Origin of the sequence: Microcoleus sp. D2_18a_D3 (genome assembly GCF_036702455.1) — a bacterium.
Taxonomy (GTDB): domain Bacteria; phylum Cyanobacteriota; class Cyanobacteriia; order Cyanobacteriales; family Microcoleaceae; genus Microcoleus.
The window spans coordinates 15,116-29,297 of sequence record NZ_JAUBTK010000019.1 but is presented as its reverse complement, the minus strand read 5'-3'; the positions used below and the strand labels follow the sequence as shown (position 1 = coordinate 29,297).

Here is a 14,182-nt window from a genome sequence, read left to right as displayed (position 1 = left end):
TAATCAGGTAAACAACAAAGATGGTTAGATCTGACATCTTGCACCATTTTCAATAAGCTTTTTATGGGCGGGCAGGATGCCCACCCCACAAGAAATTCACTCTTTGTGGAATAGGCATCTTGCCTGTTCTGGAGAATAGTGCTCTGGGCGTGAGTTAAAGCGCGGGGAGTAATCTAACTTATTACTTGCGGCCCGAAGGTTGACCTTCCGTATTCGCTATTTCCCCAGCTTCCATCAACTGCTTAAAGCGACGTAAATCATTTGCAATTTGCTGTTCGGGAGCTTCGCCAAATAGTTTAGCAGCGCCAGCACCAATTGCACCGCCCGGAGGGTTGTATTCGATGACAACTTTTACCTCTGTACCCCGTCCCGCTGGTGCCGGTTGAAAGCGCACAAAACCCGAATTGTCAACATCAGCTCCTTCCACAGACGCCCAAGCAATTAAGCGATTTTCTTCTTCGCGGACAATCTCTGCATCCCATTCCACACTATTGCCCATCGGCGCACTGGCAATCCAGTGAGAACGGTTTTCATCGATGACCGTAACGTGTTTGAGATGCTTCATAAACCGAGGCAAATTTTCAAAATTGCGCCATAAACGGTACAATTCATCAGCCGGTTTGTCGATCGTCACGGTCTTTTCAACTTTAATGCTTTGATTCGGATCAGCAGCCGACTGCAAACCCTCCACAACCCCCAGACCGCGCGCCGCTAAACCGCCGCCCGCAACCGCCAGCAAAGCACCTCTCAAAGAACGCTGCGACAAACCAAAAAGCACCAGCGCCCCGCCACCAATTAAAGATGCCCAGCGTTCGGTATCGCCGCTGCTACTTTGGTTTTGTTTGTCGGAATTTGTCATTGAAGTAGATTCCATTGGTTTAAACCTGGTAAATTAATAGCGGAAAATAGCAGCTAAAGGCGCCTCGTCCGGCACTTGTTCCGGCGGCACCGCGTAAACAGTTCCGCCGTTGAGAATAGTTTGAATTGCTGCGGCATTCAACAAATCTTCGTCGCCCAATTCTGCATCTGGGTGGATTTGCACCGAGTTCGTATCGGGATTAAAACTACCCCACTGCTGAACGCCAAGAGCAACAAATAGTCGATCGACCCGTCCAAAATAAGCAGCCGAAACAGCTTCTTTCAAATCAGCAGAAATTTTATCGCTTCCTGTGAGATCGTGGTATTGTGCGATCGCCTCTGACTGAGCCTGCAAAAACAAAGGTTCGACCAGCGGCAAAGCTTCGGCCCGCAACTCTTCCGGCTTGAGAAGTTTCTGATTGCCTGTAATTCCTTCTTCAACTAAATGCGGGTAGGTATTGGCTTCTCGGTAAAGCGGGAGCAAATACTCAACTCCAGCTAACACTAAAGGAGCTTTTTTATTCCGCAAATATTCGTGCAGCGCCGCATCGATTATGTGGAAATACTGCAATATTTCCTGCTGGGGTTCATCTCGATCCGGACTTCCTTGACCGTGAAAACTTCCCGGCTGCTGAAAAGAATTATTAGTGCCTCCTTTTGAAGTAGCAATCCGAAACTGACCATCTTTAGCAGTCGGGTCATATTGCAGAGCCTCCTCAAGGCTTTTCGGCAAGTTTTCAACTTCAACTTCCCGAGCACTGTAAGCCGTACACTGAATCAGTCTCACTTCCTTTTTACTGAGAGCTAAAACATAAAATAAATTCTTTCCTGTCAGCATAGGCATCAGCGGTTTGACGTGAAAATTGTCGCTCACAACCACTAATTCATCAAAATTCACCGGACAGGTATAGTAGCGGAAAAATCCCGAACCGACAAAAATCGCCAGCAGGTTGCTTTGATTTTCCCAAAAGTTTTCCTGGTCAACTTCTGCTCTGACTGGCTCTAGCAATTGGGCAGCTTCTTTTTTGTCAAATCCGTACTCTACAATTTTGTCTTCAGCCTCTCTGATTAAATTTTTGAACCGAATCGGATTTTGTTGAATTTCTGTTCCTTGAGCCACTGGCATATAAATAGAGACACACAATCCAGGAGATTGTTGTACCAGCGCTTTGAGTTCCTCTACAGATATTACGTTCACCGCTGAAACTCCTTTGCTAAGGGGTTATGTAATGAAAACAACCGATGCTTTAAAATGTATCCCTCCTGACGCGGCCCCTGCGTCTGCCTAAAGTAAGGATCGGCTGCTGTAGAGCATTTCATCCCCGAACTAAAACGGGGTTTGCAGCCGCTGTTCCAATCGAACTGCTTATGACCTAAGATAGACGCGCCTAACTCGGGCGTTACTTTACCATAATTTAATTTAGCCGGGTTCAAATAATCGTTATATATAATAATGAAAACAAAATTTTTTCTGGGGTTGCTCTGGGCAACATTCATTGCCTACACCTTACTGCTAGCTCCTCTCGATCAGCCCGGAACGCTAACAGTTATGGAAAAAATGCTCACGTTGCAGCTAGAAGGAATTAACCCCTACCTTGTCACTATATTCGCTCTCATGGGAGTGTGGCCGATGGTCTACGCTTGCCTCCTATTCATTGATGAGAAAACCCAAGATATATCCGCTTGGCCTGCTTTCATCGCTTCCAACGGCGCCGGCATCATCGGCTTAATTCCCTATTTACTCCTCCGCCAGCCTCAGCCACAATTTTCCGACCGTAAAGATATGTTGATCAAAATATCAGACTCTCGCTGGACAGGCTTTTTACTTTTACTAACTACTATCTGGCTGTTAGCTTGGGCTTGGTTAAATGGGGATTGGGGAGATTATGTCAAGCAGTGGCAGTCAATTCCTTTTGTGCATTTAATAACTTGGGATTGTTGCTTGATGGCTGTAATATTTCCCTCACTTTTGGGAGACGACATGGCACGCCGTGGACTCGCGGACGATCGCATTTTTTGGGCAGTGTCTCTAGTTCCGCTGTTAGGGCCGCTAACTTATCTTTGTCTACGCCCCCCTCTCCCAGAATCTGCAACTGAAATCGCCACTTTCCCACTGACAGCCAGAAATTGAAACATTGAAAAATTTGGTAGTGTTCAAGATGTACTTTATTGACTAGCTCAAATGACCTGCCGGAGTCGTCATCCCAGTTGAGAAATTCCTCGAAGGAAAGGGTTTTTTGGGCGATCGCAACCATTGATATTAACCTTTTGCGTAGGTTGGCTCTCTGTTGTCTGTTTCTAGCTTAACGCTTTCGATATCCATTTTAGTGTGCATCAAAGGGGTAGTTTAGCAATACGATCGACCCATTCCTCTGCACTAGATACTGCCCAAATCAAGAGTAGTTCTTCCATGACAACTTCCATCGGTATTTTTCGGGAAACAATAATGACTCCAGCACTCTGATTAGTAGTAATGAACTCAGCAAATTCCGATGGCATTGTTTTGCGATCGTGGCTGACAAGAACACGTCTTTGCTGTGCTGCAATTGCCAGCACTTCTAAATCTTTAACGCCTTCTAACCCAGCAGCAAAAGCAGTTTGAAAGTCGATTGTAGATTCTCGTCGCAGTAATCCTGTGACGATCGCCTGATTTAAGTCAGCATCAGCTTGATAGCGCACATTCACGATCGCACCTGCTGTGTTGCTGCTTTAGCTGCAATCAGTTTGTTGTACAAAGCTGGATCGCTGGTTTGTAGAGGTTGAGGCATGGCATCAAATGCAGCTTCTTCGGCGGCTAAGTAAGCGTCGATTTCAGCGCGGTTGGCTAGATAAAAGGCGATTGCCCCATAAACCTGTTCCAGTGTCAGTAGTGGGAAAGACTGAACAATACTTTCGGGCGATAGTCCTTGTTGGAAAGCATAGGCGATCGAGTCAAGAGAAATCCGAGTTCCTTCAACCCAATAGGCATCATTCCGATACTCTATGTAAGTTTTAACTGCTACAACTGGCATACATTTTTTTGATTCTAACTACTTATTATCATAGACGGAAGAACCCGCAGGCAGCCGAGGGTTTGCATGAGCTCCGTCAGAGGTTGGTTGCGGAAGGTTGCGAGTTGAATTAAGGCTTGAATGCGGGCAACATTGAGTTGTTCAAGGCGTGAGCTCATTTGGATCAGTTGCTTGTGTTCTTCGGGAGTCAGGGTTTCGGCATGACGCTTGGCGATGAGGGCATGGTATTCTTCCCAGGTTTGTGCACTAAAGCCGATGTTAATTTGTTGCAGCAAGTCGGCTTCAGTAGGTTGGGTGGTTGGAAGTCTAGGCTGGAGGCGTTCTTGCAGGGCGTTGAGGATGTAGCGATCGGGTTCAACGCCCTGTCGAGATGCTTCAGTGCGGATCTGGTGTTCGAGTTCGGGAGAGAGGTTGAGGGTGATGGTGGTCATGGTTATCTTGGCAGCAACATCTATTCATCATTTTAGCGATCGGGCTTTCACCTTATCTCGAACTTCATCGCCTGGGACTTCTCGATTTTACTGCCCGCGTCCTGGTTTGCAATCTACGAAACCTAATGCTTCTGTGTCGAGAAAACTGGCGATCGAAATGGCGATCGGATATTCAATTTCCGCAGCACGCGCGATCGGAGCCGCTTGAATTCGTTCTGGCAAACGTCCCAAAATGGCTTCGGCATCAGCAGGAGAAAGTTGTTCTTGAAGTTTGGCTTGCATGGCATTCACCTTTGGGTTGGAATTTGATAGATACATTCAAGCTACTACCCAACTCAGATTTAGCGGTCTAACGACCAAGCTCACCTGCCCTGCCCGCTCAGGTGGCTCTGAAGTCCCAGAAACCTATATGCGGGCCGGGTCAGGTGCAGCGCCTGGTTTTGCCGGGACACCTCGTCGATCCGGCACCACGATGTGGAAAAACCCGCCCTCGTGGTGGATCAGCGACACGCGCGGCGACTGCTCCCAGATGAACAGAACGTCCTGGTGCAGGTCGCAGGGGTTCCCGGCCACGAACTCCCACAACTGCTCCCCCAATAACGAATACGGCTCCCGGCTACCGAAGCAGTCGTCCGGGATGAACCACAGCGGCCCGGGCGTCGGCAGGTGTTCGCCGAAGACCACGTCGTACAACTCCAGCGTGCCGTAACTCTCCCACGACTTCACCCCCCGACCGGCCGGGTTGCTCCGCCATGGGTTGTAAAGCAGGACGGACTCGACGAGGACATTGGCTACGGTGGCGGCCCCCAAAATCGGGTCCGGGGTCATGGCATAGGGGGCGGTAATCTGCTCGCCGGCGTCCGGTAGCAAGGCGAGGAGCCGGGCGTGCGCGGCAACCCAGCCCGGCTGTCGATACAGCGGATTCCGGGCCAACTGTTTGCGGGCCCTTGCCCGCATCGCCTCCCAGTGGCTCACCCGACTCTCCTCCACTCGCGCCCTCCTGTGGCCGAACTTATAACGGATGTTGGCATTGGTTAAAATTGTCTGAAATCTTTGTCTATAGTTTACTTCATTTATCGCCCGAAACTCACACCGCGAGCTAATTCCTCGATCGCCATTTCCAGCTCAATACTCTATAAAGTATTATTCGTAGGTTAGGCGTAAACAGGAAGTGGTTTATAAACGAGTTCCATCAGTTTTTCTGACGGAATGGTTTCGATTGCATAGGTATTACCTTGAGCATCGGCAAAATCTACTAGATAAGCGCGATCGTCAAAGCTCATCAGAATAGTGCCAACTTGTCCGGGCCGGAGCAAAATGGGCTGAGAGGTGTCTTTATGGATTGCCTGAATTTCTGCGGTCAAGGCAACAACATCATACTCGTGTAACGTCATCATAGTATCCTCACTTATTAAGCTGACGATATTGCCGTGCCATCTCGCTAAAGCGCATCAACTAAGTTGCGATCGTTAGTATGAGTTCTTGAGCATTAAACAGTTTACGTTTGGAGGCATTAAGAAATTCGATGCTAACGGGTTCGTCACTTTCGTCATAACTGACAATCACGCCTCCAGGTTCAGAAATAGCATTGGCTGGAAACGCATCACGTAAGATAAAAATCAGAATGTCTGCTTCTGCATCGTATTTAACATTCATTGGGATTCTCCGCAGCGAAAGCAAACACAGCTTGTAGAGATTCAGCATTAAGCGTTGGGTAGTTTTCGATAACTTGTTGCTGCGTCCAACCTTCTGAAAATAGCCCTAGAACGAACTCCACTGATATTCGTGTCCCCTTAATTACAGGTTTGCCAAGCAGAATTTTAGGATTTGAGTGAATATGTGCTTTCCAGTTCATAGCCAGTTCGCCTCGATCGGGTTTTCATCTATTATAGGTATAGTTAAAATTATAAAATTTATGACCGCAGCAGTATCTATTGACATTGGTACGCTCATTACACGCACTCCTGGACTACATGGTGGATGTCCCCACATCGTCGGTAAAGGCGTGACCGTTCGCCGGATTGTAACCTGGTACAAGCGAGGATTGAATGCTGAAGAGATTTGCGATCGCATCGGACATCTCACCCTCGCCGAAGTCTACGCTGCATTAACTTACTATCATGCCAACACCGCAGAAATTGAAACTGATTTGATTAATCAAGCAGCAGAAGCCAAGCGTCTTGAAGCTTTGCACAGCAACATTGGTAAAGAAGCATGAGTGAGATTAGGCTTTACCTAGATGAAGACTCCCAGGATCAGTCCCTACTACGGGCATTACGGGCACGTCAAGTCGATGTAACCACCGTCAACGAAACTCAAACAGAAGGATTAATCGACGAAGAACAACTTCGGCTAGCTGCCAGTCAAAACAGAGTTTTGTACAGTCACAATATTGGAGACTTCTGTCAGTTACATACTGAGTTCCTTGGCAGAGAGGAATCTCATGCTGGCATTGCGCTGATCTCACAAGACTATTCCGTGGGCGAGCAAGTTAGAGTCATTATGGAACTAACGGCTAATAAGACAGCAGAGGAAATGGTTAACCAGTTAGAGTTTTTGAGTAAATACTTAAAAAATAGCTAAATACTCAGATCCCCGACTTCTTCAAGAAGCCGGGGATCTAAAAGCTGACTACATCACAACTGCACTAATCAAAGTTTGCACATTTTGTACAACAGCAGTAGTCAGATTATGAGTCACAGGCAAACTGTCAACGACTATTCCGGCGCACAATAGCATCAGGTACAGAATAGAGTATTTAAAGAGCGATCGCGCAACAACCTTATCCTCTGGAGTCTGCAACAGCAACCAAGCTTTTTGGGCAAAAATAGCACCGAGGAAAATAGCTGTTCCCGCATACACCGCGCCCGCTAAGTGCAGGGGATAAACTAGCAGGAAAGTTGCAGGAATCATCAATAGCGTGTAAATCCAAATTTGGCGGGCTGTCTCTTCGTCGCCCTCAATTACCGGTAACATGGGCACGCCTACTTCCTTGTATTCGTCGCGAATCATCATTGCTAATGCCCAAAAATGCGGCGGTGTCCACAGGAAAATAATCCCAAACAGCAGCCACGCACCCCAACTCAAATCTCCCGTCACCGCAGCCCACCCAACTAGCGGGGGAATCGCCCCTGCTGCACCGCCGATGACGATGTTTTGCACGCTGTGACGCTTCAGCCAGTGGGTGTAAATTAGGACGTAGAAAAGGATGCCTGACATTGCTAGCAATGCCGCTAATAAGTTGGCAACAACTGTGAGCAATGTAAAGGATATTGTAGCTAGGGCGATCGCAAATATCAAAGCATCGCGCTTCTTGACACGCCCGGAAGGAATCGGCCGCCACCGGGTGCGCTCCATAATATAATCGATGTCGCTGTCGTAGACACAATTAATCGTATTCGCCGACGCAGAAGCTAAAGCGCCTCCGGTAATAGTTGATACCAGCAATAGCGGGTCTACTTCTCCTTTGGCCGCCATCCACATTCCTGCTGATGTGGTGATTAGCAGCAGTAAAATAATTCTGGGTTTTGTTAGTTGATAGTAACTTTTCACGACTTGCGAAAAGTTTTCGTGGAGGCGGGGGCTGTCGTTGGTAAGAACTTCTTGCATCGGTTATTAGTTGTTAGTTGTTAGTTGTTTGTTAGTTGTTAGTTGTCATTTGTCATTGGTTCGTAGGGGCGGGTTTTACGAGAGATATTGGCTGTAGCTAAAAGGATTAATAAACCTGCCCCCACCGAGGGATAAATCAGCCATCTCTTACTCAAGGAATAGATAAATCTGCGTTTTATATCCTGTCCGGTTGATTCGTGCTTGTATGGGCGGGGCGGGTTTATGAAACTGTTGGCTTTTATCGAGAATCATGGTGAACCCGCCCCTACAAGACCTTGCACTATATAATAACGATGTTACCGGACATGATATTACTCTCAAGCTGATAAAACTCGATCGCGCCAAGCTAAAACACTAAAAGCTATCAGGGTTCCCAGCAAAGCAGCACCGACTGCTTGGTGGGCGACTGTCAGCGGTTCTACCTGAAGGTGCAGCCGGAATGTTGCTAATCCGAGAACTAATTGAGCAATTAGGCAAACACTCGCCCAATTAGCCAGTTTTCGCAAATTTGGACTCAGTGCAGGCTGCCGCCAAGCCATGACTGCTACTGCTAAAGTCGCTGCTGTAGCTGGTACGATACCGGCGATGTGGCTGTTCATTACCGAGCACAATTCTGAGGAGTCCAAACATTGGTGCAGTGCCCATCTAGAGCCTACTAATGCTCCTAGCAAACTTTGCAGGTAAACTAACAATACTGCGATCGAACTTACCCAAGCTAATTTGCCGACATTTCCTGTAGCTTCGTAGGGAGTCAGCATGAAACCGATGACTAGCAGGGCGCCAAAAAATAGTAAAGCTGTTCCCAAGTGAGCGGTAACGATGTCAAATCTCAGCAGTTGTGTTACTGTCAAGCCGCCCAATACGCCTTGAAAAACGATTAAAAATAGTGCTCCGGCGCTCGCCCAAGGCAGCCATTTTGGCAGGCGGCTGCGGTAAAACAAAGATAGTCCTAAAAGTGCGATCGCGCTTAAGCCAATTGCCGCTGCATCCAACCGGTGGAACCATTCCAGAAATACTTGGAAATTCATTTGCGCTGCAGGTATTAATTGACCGTAGCACAGCGGCCAGTCGGGGCAAGCGAGCCCCGCATTCATGACTCGCGTGGCGCTGCCTACAGCCATTAACAGCCAGGTTGCGATCGCAATTTTCCACACTAGGCTGCGGATAATATCTTTTGGCTGCCACTGCACTCCTGCTGCTGCGTTTGGCTGATTTAAAACTGAGTTTGCCATGAACTTTACCTTAGCCTTTGTTATCGATCGAACTTAATTAAATATCGAGGTTTTGCTTTGGCTGAGCTTAGCCTAGCTTAACACTCTTTTTCTCTGACCAACCGTCATTTTTACTACCTTAGCGACACTTTTATCCAATTAGTTTGTCTTTATAATTTTTTCAACTTTCTTCTTTATATTACAAAAGATGTCCTTTATTTTGTCAAACTTAAAAAAACTTTAATCTTTCCCCGCCCCTGCATAATTAAAAACTCCCCCACTGTCTAGGTTGGGCGGAAAAATAAAGATATAATTAAGAAAAATAATTTATGAAAAATTTGTGATATGAACCGCTCAAAAATGTTTACAAAAAGCTAAACAACATAAAACAACCTATAAAGTAGGAATCGCAACAAACTATATTTAGCTGATTGTTCTACCTTAGTAGGAAGTATGACCGCAAATAAAACGGCAGTCAACAAGTTAAGCAAGCTATAAGCCAGCCACTCTTTACTCCAGGCGTCATAACTGCGAGCAAGCAGCTCAAGGATAGAAAAAGAAACAGGGAAAATACTCAGCTACTTAGAAGAGCGAGACTGAGTGGAATATGAGTGGAAGCCGGAAATCTTAGTGAGGCAATAAATCTGAAACTGTTGACTCGCAAAGGATTGAATTTTATGGGAGTAGAAGGACTTGAACCTTCGACCTTGAGATTAAGAGTCACCTGCTCTAACCAACTGAGCTATACTCCCGCATATATACTACTATAACACAACTGTTCTGAAAAATCAACTATTTTGGTATAAATTTGTGGCGATCGCTCCCAATCACCCGAAAAGTCTCTCAACGGATAGGCGAATGTCGGGAAATGCCAGCGGTATAACCGTTCCAGCCTCGATCTTTTGGTCTGTAGCGTACTCGCCATTCTCCCGATAGCGAAACACGATCATTTGCTTAGCAGATAAATTTAAAACCCAATATTCTTGAATTTATGCCTCGGCATAAATGGCGGCTTTCAACTCTAAATCCTTCTTCAAGCTAGTTTGAGCAAATTCTACAATCCAAAAGATATCTTGAGGTTCGGGATGGCGATCGTTGTAAGCAGACTCCGGCAATCGCACGATCGCAATATCTGGTTCTGGTTCAGAGTCTGATAGCGTAATCGGCCCGTTGAAGCGGACATCGGCTTTACCGGAGAGTAGTTCTTCGAGGTATTTAGTACCTAGTTTGGTTGTGTTGTAATGAATTGGGGTTTCTGGACTCATCTGGCAAACTTCACGGGAGCATCTCATATTTGTAAAAACACTTATTATGGCTCCTTCCTTCTTCCTCCTTCCTTCTTCCTTCTTCTTCTTTCCTCCTGACTCCTGACTCCTGACTCCTAGCTCCAATTTCTAGCGGAGGGCTGCATAAGTGAGATGCTCCCAAACTTCACCGGCTAGCAACTCCACACGGCGATCGCGTAGAATCCCTGCTTCAATCATGCGGTGATAGTCGCCCACAGACCATTTAGCTAGCGTTTTCCTTGCAGAATCAACGCATTTTCTTAAAAGAACAACTTTATTTTACACGCTCGCCCTTATTCAATACCTAATTAAAGTACGATCGCGAAACCTGTCAAGACCATCGCGCTGACCAACTTCACCGACATCTTCACTATCTCGCCCTGCATGACTATTTCAATTGGGGTAAATACAGGATTGACTTGTGTAAAAAATCTAGATACACTCGAATGGCGAGGAACTATATACTTTTAAAACTAATCGCATTATGAAAAACAAGAGCGTTCCACTATTAGATAGGTTAGAATGCTTTTTAACAGCAGCGATTGACATTACATTCCTCACATCCATAGGCAATTATCTGAACTATCGTGAAGCGACACTTGGTGAGTGGTTTTACTTGTGGATAATGACAGCTCTGGCGCTATATCTTCTGGGTCTATACACCATTGCTCTGGTGGATCGACAACTTTCAGAACAAGAAATGGAAATTGAGCCGTTGTTTCTGGTTTTCGGTTGCATCATCGGTTTGCTGGTCGGCTGCTTACCTACCTATCTCTCCTACCCGACGCTGCCTGGGTCATTTTGGGGTTTACTTTTCCCGTTTTGGCTATCTATTTTAGGAATTTATATTGCTGGAAAATTTAAGCGGAGTAAATCCACAAGCAATCTCATCGTTTCATTGTTGAGAATTTTAATTCCGTCTGCGATCGCTTTAACATTTATCTTGGTTAACAACAACGGTTTTCCTGGTGTAGCAGCCCCTGCGGAAGTTAGACAGCAATGGGCGTCCAAAGAATTTTGGAATTATGCCGGAGTTGTGAATTCAATTAAAAGCTGTCAGCCCATCATCAAGCGAGTAGGCAGCGTAAAATTTGTGGCACCTACCCAAGGTCAAAACGATGTTTTTTATGATCCTGGTAGTTCAGGTCATTCCGGGGAATTTACGCTAGAAGTAGTTGGTGAGAAAGGTATAGGTGTCGCTAATTTTGACTTTCGTATCGGTACTTTCGTCTCAATGTTCGATTTACTTATCAGAAAAAAACAGAGGAACTATCCTGCGCGAAATAGAATAAATCCAACTATTTCAGAATTTGGGAGACGACGCCCGCACCGACACTACGATCGCCCCTCGCGGGCAAAAGGCATATTTAACCCTGTAGCTTCTACCTTCGGCCTTTAAAAATGGGTGATATAGGAGTTGAACCTATCTGGTACCGGTTAAAAGCCGGGTGCATCACCGCTCTGCCAACCACCCTTAAAAATTCAGCTTTTGTGTAAGTGCTATAAAATCATTTTGTAGTAAGGAATTCACTCGTTTCTTGCCCCCAGCAATTGCAACGCATAAAGTCCCAATTGCTAATGCTTCACTCGATAATGAAGCAACATGAAACCGTTGCTATAGATTTGGCGATCGGCAAGTTGCAAATTGGTCGCATCGAGTGCACGGGAAAAAAGAGGAATTCCCGCTCCGATTACTACCGGATTTAACTTCACAATCATCTCGTCAATCTCAGAAAAAAGAGTTGTCGCTAAAGCGCCACCACCGCAGAGCCCGATGTCTTTACCCGTTTCTTTTTTCAATTCCTTAACTAATTCAACAGCATTGTCCGAAACAAGTTGAATATTCTCATCTGGAGTGGCTTCCATACTGTGCGAAAAGACATACTGCTTCAAGCTGGGATAAGGATTAGTTACACCAAGATTTAGCCCTACCTCATAGGTTTTCCTTCCCATCAAAACCGCATCAAACTGCTTGTTCTCTGCACGAATGCCTCGTGCTTCCTGAAAGTGAGCAGGAAAAGTTTCAGGAAAGGAATCGAGCAAATCTGCGAAATGCTCTCCTGACATAGGAAAACAATCAAATGAGCCATCTTCGCGAGCAATAAACCCGTCAACTGTGCAAGCAACATAATATTTTAGTTTTCTCATGTTTAACCTTTTTTATTAACTTGTTTGGTTACTGCTTGCTTCTGAAGGTAACTAATATATCCAATCGCTCCCTTGGTTAGAGATTTGCGATCGACCTTTTTATTTGTTAGCGCACAGTTTCGCAGCAGCAGCCATTTTATCGCGCTGCGCCCGCATCCCTACAGACGATCGCAGCAAGGTGCGATCGGTACTCGGAAAGAGGATAAGCTGGTGTCAACTAAACATGACTTCTTGAAATGGCTGACAAAGAAGAGACTGCTGTGATTAAAGTCACAGTTCCCAAGCGTTTGCACGAAAAACTGAGAAACATCTCCCAGCAGACAGGAGTTCCTATGTCCACTCTGCTAGTCATGGCGGCTATCAAGGAATACAACCTCGTGGAGGAAACTGAAATTAAGTAAGTATCAGTATACTAAAAGTACCTTTAAAAGGTACTCTATGGTATATTCCAGGAATAGTCAACCCTGGAGGTGTGCTTGTGACTCAAGATGAACTCGAAGCCCTTGTCGATGAACTCGGCTTAGTGTCAGTCGTCAGCCTGCTGGCAAATATCTGCCACAACAAAGCCCGACAAACCTTGTGCCTGAAGGGACAAGGGGCTACTCCTTATACCGCTTGGAACAGCAACGGCTTCTTGCTGAAGCAGTTGATGACCAGACTGCGGCCAATCGGCAGCTACGATCACGATTTAGACCTCAAGAACAACTGAGGTTCTGAGGTTCAACCCGTGCAAGTGCGTAAAGCATTGGTTTTAGTCGGTTAACAGCCGAGTATGTATGCTTTAACTGTTAGGGCACGGGTTGAAACTCTTCGATTTGGACTTGAACGTTGAATGGAGAGGACGGGACTCGAACCCGCATCGATCGACAGCAACTTTCAGGAAACGCGCTTCCTTACTGCCGGCAAGCAGACGGGAACTGCCCCCATCTCGGACTGTTAATTCCTTTCAGTGCCTCCGCAACCCGCTGCCAGTTTGCGTTTTCAGGGAACGTCGCGAAGCAACTTTTTACCCTACTCAACAAACCCGATCGTCCTTTTGGGAGCCGCTTTTCCAAAGTTTTTACGGTGCCATTCCATTTAGGCGACATCCCCATAATTTGGCTCGCTGTATAATAGTAAATCTCGTGAAAATAATTAGCCCTCATACTCGATAATTTATATATAAAATCATAAGAAATCCACCGAGGAGGTACTGCCCCTCCTATCCCCGCGTTATCAGCACGGTGTCTCGCTTTTCGACTTCCGGTGGGTTAAAAGGAAGATGAAGGAATCGAACCCTTACAGTTACCTGTACCCCAGTTTTCAAGACTGGTTGCCAACCATTTAGCGGCATCTTCCAAGGGGTGTCCGACGGGGCTTGAACCCGCTAATAACTAGCTTCACGGGCTAGCGTCTCGACCGCTTCGACTTCAGACACCGGAAGTGGAGTCAAGGAGAATCGAACTCCTGACCTCTTGCGTGCAAAGCAAGCGCTCTACCAATTGAGCTATGACCCCGCGTAAAAGATTCACCTGTGGAGTAAATCTAAAATCTAAAATCTCAAATCTAAAATCGACTTCAGACACCGGAAGTGGAGTCAAGGAGAATCGAACTCCTGACCTCTTGCGTGCAAAGCAAGCGCTCTACCA

General features: G+C 46.3%; 21 protein-coding genes and 6 tRNA genes (1 of these 27 only partly in view). 6 read left to right on the top strand and 21 right to left on the bottom strand.

Going from position 1 to position 14,182, the window contains the following annotated elements:
- Positions 1 to 181 precede the first annotated feature (181 nt).
- Together QUB06_RS11680 and QUB06_RS11675 are read right to left on the bottom strand one after the other, a co-directional pair.
- On the bottom strand, positions 182 to 874 hold the full coding sequence (locus QUB06_RS11680; protein ID WP_333435399.1) for an SRPBCC family protein: 693 nt from the start codon (positions 872 to 874) through the stop codon (positions 182 to 184).
- Positions 875 to 892: 18 nt separating this feature from the next.
- Positions 893 to 2,056, bottom strand: coding sequence for a baeRF3 domain-containing protein (locus tag QUB06_RS11675; RefSeq protein WP_333435398.1), 1,164 nt, complete (start codon positions 2,054 to 2,056; stop codon positions 893 to 895).
- Between the two features lie 255 nt (positions 2,057 to 2,311).
- On the opposite strand from QUB06_RS11675, the gene QUB06_RS11670 reads away from it, so the two are divergent.
- Positions 2,312 to 2,989 carry a DUF2834 domain-containing protein gene (locus QUB06_RS11670; RefSeq protein WP_333435397.1) on the top strand — a complete coding sequence of 226 codons (678 nt, stop codon included), beginning with the start codon at positions 2,312 to 2,314 and terminating at the stop codon, positions 2,987 to 2,989.
- 203 nt (positions 2,990 to 3,192) lie between these two features.
- Here QUB06_RS11670 and QUB06_RS11665 read toward each other — a convergent pair whose 3' ends face one another.
- The 8 genes from QUB06_RS11665 to QUB06_RS11630 all read right to left on the bottom strand — a co-directional run bounded on the left by QUB06_RS11665 (position 3,193) and on the right by QUB06_RS11630 (position 6,155).
- Positions 3,193 to 3,543, bottom strand: coding sequence for a DUF5615 family PIN-like protein (locus QUB06_RS11665; RefSeq protein WP_333435396.1), 351 nt, complete (start codon positions 3,541 to 3,543; stop codon positions 3,193 to 3,195).
- On the bottom strand, positions 3,540 to 3,869 hold the full coding sequence (locus QUB06_RS11660; RefSeq protein ID WP_333435395.1) for a DUF433 domain-containing protein: 330 nt from the start codon (positions 3,867 to 3,869) through the stop codon (positions 3,540 to 3,542). The genes QUB06_RS11665 and QUB06_RS11660 overlap by 4 nt, the downstream gene beginning before the upstream one ends.
- A 14-nt stretch (positions 3,870 to 3,883) precedes the next feature.
- Positions 3,884 to 4,300 (bottom strand): hypothetical protein, encoded by a 417-nt coding sequence (locus tag QUB06_RS11655; RefSeq protein WP_333435394.1) that lies wholly within the window; start codon positions 4,298 to 4,300, stop codon positions 3,884 to 3,886.
- 87 nt (positions 4,301 to 4,387) lie between these two features.
- Positions 4,388 to 4,582, bottom strand: coding sequence for a hypothetical protein (locus QUB06_RS11650; protein WP_333435393.1), 195 nt, complete (start codon positions 4,580 to 4,582; stop codon positions 4,388 to 4,390).
- 123 nt (positions 4,583 to 4,705) lie between these two features.
- Positions 4,706 to 5,275, bottom strand: a complete 570-nt coding sequence (locus QUB06_RS11645) for a hypothetical protein (protein WP_333435392.1) — start codon at positions 5,273 to 5,275, stop codon at positions 4,706 to 4,708.
- Between the two features lie 179 nt (positions 5,276 to 5,454).
- Positions 5,455 to 5,697 (bottom strand): DUF4926 domain-containing protein, encoded by a 243-nt coding sequence (locus tag QUB06_RS11640; RefSeq protein WP_333435391.1) that lies wholly within the window; start codon positions 5,695 to 5,697, stop codon positions 5,455 to 5,457.
- A 58-nt stretch (positions 5,698 to 5,755) separates the two neighbouring features.
- Positions 5,756 to 5,956 (bottom strand): DUF2283 domain-containing protein, encoded by a 201-nt coding sequence (locus QUB06_RS11635; RefSeq protein ID WP_333435390.1) that lies wholly within the window; start codon positions 5,954 to 5,956, stop codon positions 5,756 to 5,758.
- Complete coding sequence (locus QUB06_RS11630; RefSeq protein WP_333435389.1) at positions 5,946 to 6,155, bottom strand: DUF433 domain-containing protein; 210 nt, start codon at positions 6,153 to 6,155, stop codon at positions 5,946 to 5,948. The genes QUB06_RS11635 and QUB06_RS11630 overlap by 11 nt, the downstream gene beginning before the upstream one ends.
- A 60-nt stretch (positions 6,156 to 6,215) precedes the next feature.
- On the opposite strand from QUB06_RS11630, the gene QUB06_RS11625 reads away from it, so the two are divergent.
- Together QUB06_RS11625 and QUB06_RS11620 are read left to right on the top strand one after the other, a co-directional pair.
- Positions 6,216 to 6,518 (top strand): DUF433 domain-containing protein, encoded by a 303-nt coding sequence (locus QUB06_RS11625; RefSeq protein ID WP_333435388.1) that lies wholly within the window; start codon positions 6,216 to 6,218, stop codon positions 6,516 to 6,518.
- On the top strand, positions 6,515 to 6,883 hold the full coding sequence (locus QUB06_RS11620; protein ID WP_333290224.1) for a DUF5615 family PIN-like protein: 369 nt from the start codon (positions 6,515 to 6,517) through the stop codon (positions 6,881 to 6,883). Before QUB06_RS11625 ends, QUB06_RS11620 begins: the two co-directional genes overlap by 4 nt.
- A gap of 48 nt (positions 6,884 to 6,931) precedes the next feature.
- Here the strand turns inward: QUB06_RS11620 and QUB06_RS11615 are convergent, their stop codons facing one another.
- From QUB06_RS11615 to QUB06_RS11595, 5 genes are all read right to left on the bottom strand, one after another.
- A complete protein-coding gene (locus QUB06_RS11615; protein WP_333435387.1) occupies positions 6,932 to 7,909 on the bottom strand; it encodes a heme o synthase in 978 nt (325 codons plus the stop codon).
- Between the two features lie 317 nt (positions 7,910 to 8,226).
- On the bottom strand, positions 8,227 to 9,141 hold the full coding sequence (locus tag QUB06_RS11610; RefSeq protein WP_333435386.1) for a heme A synthase: 915 nt from the start codon (positions 9,139 to 9,141) through the stop codon (positions 8,227 to 8,229).
- Positions 9,142 to 9,798: 657 nt separating this feature from the next.
- Positions 9,799 to 9,872: transfer RNA gene (locus QUB06_RS11605), tRNA-Lys, on the bottom strand.
- A 75-nt stretch (positions 9,873 to 9,947) separates the two neighbouring features.
- Positions 9,948 to 10,070: a hypothetical protein gene (locus QUB06_RS11600; RefSeq protein WP_333435385.1), complete on the bottom strand. Its 123-nt coding sequence runs from the start codon at positions 10,068 to 10,070 to the stop codon at positions 9,948 to 9,950.
- 39 nt (positions 10,071 to 10,109) lie between these two features.
- Complete coding sequence (locus QUB06_RS11595; protein WP_333435384.1) at positions 10,110 to 10,385, bottom strand: Uma2 family endonuclease; 276 nt, start codon at positions 10,383 to 10,385, stop codon at positions 10,110 to 10,112.
- Positions 10,386 to 10,890: 505 nt separating this feature from the next.
- On the opposite strand from QUB06_RS11595, the gene QUB06_RS11590 reads away from it, so the two are divergent.
- Positions 10,891 to 11,805, top strand: a complete 915-nt coding sequence (locus QUB06_RS11590) for a hypothetical protein (RefSeq protein ID WP_333435383.1) — start codon at positions 10,891 to 10,893, stop codon at positions 11,803 to 11,805.
- 3 nt (positions 11,806 to 11,808) lie between these two features.
- Here the strand turns inward: QUB06_RS11590 and QUB06_RS11585 are convergent.
- A tRNA-Lys gene (locus QUB06_RS11585) sits at positions 11,809 to 11,880 on the bottom strand.
- 101 nt (positions 11,881 to 11,981) lie between these two features.
- Positions 11,982 to 12,554, bottom strand: a complete 573-nt coding sequence (locus QUB06_RS11580; RefSeq protein ID WP_333435382.1) for a dihydrofolate reductase family protein — start codon at positions 12,552 to 12,554, stop codon at positions 11,982 to 11,984.
- 236 nt (positions 12,555 to 12,790) lie between these two features.
- Here QUB06_RS11580 and QUB06_RS11575 point away from each other — a divergent pair, with 236 nt between their 5' ends.
- Together QUB06_RS11575 and QUB06_RS11570 are read left to right on the top strand one after the other, a co-directional pair.
- Entirely contained in the window at positions 12,791 to 12,955 is a 165-nt protein-coding gene (locus tag QUB06_RS11575) for a ribbon-helix-helix domain-containing protein (protein WP_333435381.1), read from the top strand.
- Between the two features lie 77 nt (positions 12,956 to 13,032).
- Complete coding sequence (locus QUB06_RS11570; protein WP_333435380.1) at positions 13,033 to 13,263, top strand: hypothetical protein; 231 nt, start codon at positions 13,033 to 13,035, stop codon at positions 13,261 to 13,263.
- Positions 13,264 to 13,809: 546 nt separating this feature from the next.
- Here the strand turns inward: QUB06_RS11570 and QUB06_RS11565 are convergent.
- The 4 genes from QUB06_RS11565 to QUB06_RS11550 all read right to left on the bottom strand — a co-directional run.
- Positions 13,810 to 13,892: transfer RNA gene (locus QUB06_RS11565), tRNA-Ser, on the bottom strand.
- 4 nt (positions 13,893 to 13,896) lie between these two features.
- Positions 13,897 to 13,971 (bottom strand) — tRNA-His (locus tag QUB06_RS11560).
- Between the two features lie 6 nt (positions 13,972 to 13,977).
- Positions 13,978 to 14,050: transfer RNA gene (locus QUB06_RS11555), tRNA-Ala, on the bottom strand.
- A gap of 75 nt (positions 14,051 to 14,125) precedes the next feature.
- A tRNA-Ala gene (locus tag QUB06_RS11550) sits at positions 14,126 to 14,182 on the bottom strand; it runs 116 nt beyond the window's last position.